Here is a 1971-nt window from a genome sequence, read left to right on the forward strand (position 1 = left end):
CTAACTGCTGGTAAATTTCTTCTACAAAATTTTCTTCCTCTTTTGTCACTTCCTGCTGAAGAGCAAAGACAAAGTCCGTAAAAGAGAGATTTTTTAGGCTACGATAGACAAAAGAGAGGCTTTCAGCTTCCTCTCCTTGTCTAACCAACTCTTCTTCAAAATCTGAAAATAATTGAGCTAATTTCATTATTTGTTTAATTCTTCTAATTTTTGTGTTTGGTCATAAAGAACCAAGGCATCCACAACTTCATCCAATTTACCAGACAAGATGGTATCTAGTTTTTGGAGAGTCAAGCCAATACGGTGGTCTGTGACACGGTTTTGTGGGAAGTTATATGTACGAATACGTTCTGAACGGTCACCAGTACCGATAGTAGACTTACGTTCAGCGTCTTGTTCATCCTGGGCAATTTGTGCAAAGTGGTCAGCAACACGCGCACGGATGATTTTCATGGCCTTCTCACGGTTTTTCTGCTGGGTACGTTCTTCCTGCATCTCAACCTTGATATTGGTTGGCAAGTGAACGATACGCACGGCAGTCGCAACCTTATTGACGTTCTGACCACCAGCACCAGATGCGTGGTAGATATCAACACGAAGGTCTTTTGGATCAATATCGTATTCTACTTCTTCGACTTCAGGCATAACAAGAACTGTCGCAGTTGAAGTGTGGACACGACCTTGGCTTTCTGTCACAGGGACACGTTGCACACGGTGGGCACCTGATTCGTACTTAAGCTTAGAATATACAGATTGACCAGAAACCATAGCAACCACTTCCTTGAAACCACCGACACCATTCATAGAAGCTTCCATGACTTCAAAGCGCCAGCCTTGGGCTTCCGCATACTTTTGGTACATAGTTAGCAAATCTCCGGCGAAAAGTGCCGCTTCGTCACCACCAGCCGCTCCACGAATTTCAAGGATGATGTTCTTGTCATCGTTTGGATCCTTTGGAAGGAGCAAGATTTTCAATTTTTCTTCGTATTCTTCTTTTTCAGCCTTGGCATCTTTTAATTCTTGCTTGGCCATTTCTTCCAAGTCCGCATCTCCGCCTGACTCCTTAATCATCTCTTCGGCATCAACGATGTTTTGAAGGACTTGTTTGTACTCACGGTAGGCTGTTACCGTATCGCGAGTGGAAGCCTCTTCTTTGGACAATTCCATGAAACGTTTGGTATCAGATACCACATCAGGGTCACTGAGCAATTCTCCTAATTCTTCATAACGGTCTTCTACAGCTTGTAGTTGATCATAGATGTTCATTTTTCTTCATTCTCCTTATTGATTTCAGGGGCAAAATAATGTTTACGGCAGACTGAGATATAGGTTTCATTTCCACCGATCTGAATTTGTTCTCCATCATAGACTGGCACGCCATCTTGAGTTCGCAACACCATAGTCGCCTTTTTCTTACAATACTGACAAATGGTCTTGATTTCGTCAATCTTATCTGCTAAAAGCAAGAGATATTTGGAACCTTCGAACAATTCATTGCGAAAGTCATTCTTCAAACCAAAAGCCATGACAGGTATGTCTAACTCATCAACAACACGAGCAAGGTCATAAACATGGTGACGCTTGAGAAACTGAGCCTCATCGACTAGCACACAGTATGGTTTCTCAGGTAAGTCTCGGATATAACCAAAGATATCCGTCGTTTCCTCAATCGCAATGGCTGGGCGTTTCATACCGATTCGACTAGATACATAGCCAACACCGTCACGTGTATCCAGAGCCGAAGTCATAATCACAACTCCCTTTCCTTGCTCCTCGTAGTTATAGGCCACCTTGAGAATCTCAATCGTCTTACCAGAGTTCATGGTCCCATAACGATAATACAACTGTGCCATGCTTCTATTTCACGTCCATTTCTAAATTTTTGCTACATTCTAGTATATCATAATTTTCTGAAGCTTTAAACGGCAAAATGTGGTAAAATAGAAGAAATCAAAAACTAGTGGAGGAAGC

Annotated in this window: 2 protein-coding genes and 1 pseudogene; all 3 read right to left on the reverse strand. The window is 42.3% G+C overall.

Going from position 1 to position 1971, the window contains the following annotated elements; translation table 11 throughout:
• A pseudogene (locus GMD4S_RS11975) lies at window positions 1-187 on the reverse strand (peptide chain release factor N(5)-glutamine methyltransferase); the annotation flags it as partial.
• Window positions 187-1266 (reverse strand): peptide chain release factor 1, encoded by a 1080-nt coding sequence (prfA, locus tag GMD4S_RS11980; protein ID WP_001028815.1) that lies wholly within the window; start codon window positions 1264-1266, stop codon window positions 187-189. The pseudogene GMD4S_RS11975 and the gene prfA, both read right to left, overlap by 1 nt.
• Window positions 1263-1853: a thymidine kinase gene (locus tag GMD4S_RS11985; RefSeq protein WP_000068127.1), complete on the reverse strand. Its 591-nt coding sequence runs from the start codon at window positions 1851-1853 to the stop codon at window positions 1263-1265. Before GMD4S_RS11985 ends, prfA begins: the two co-directional genes overlap by 4 nt.
• Between the last annotated feature and the right edge of the window lie 118 nt (window positions 1854-1971).

The sequence above is a fragment of the Streptococcus sp. GMD4S genome, from assembly GCF_000296955.1.

Coding starts and splice junctions, on each gene's coding strand:
- GMD4S_RS11985 (WP_000068127.1), bottom strand. CDS start 1,853: ATGGCACAGTTGTATTATCGTTATGGGACCATGAACTCTGGTAAGACG.
- prfA (WP_001028815.1), bottom strand. CDS start 1,266: ATGAACATCTATGATCAACTACAAGCTGTAGAAGACCGTTATGAAGAA.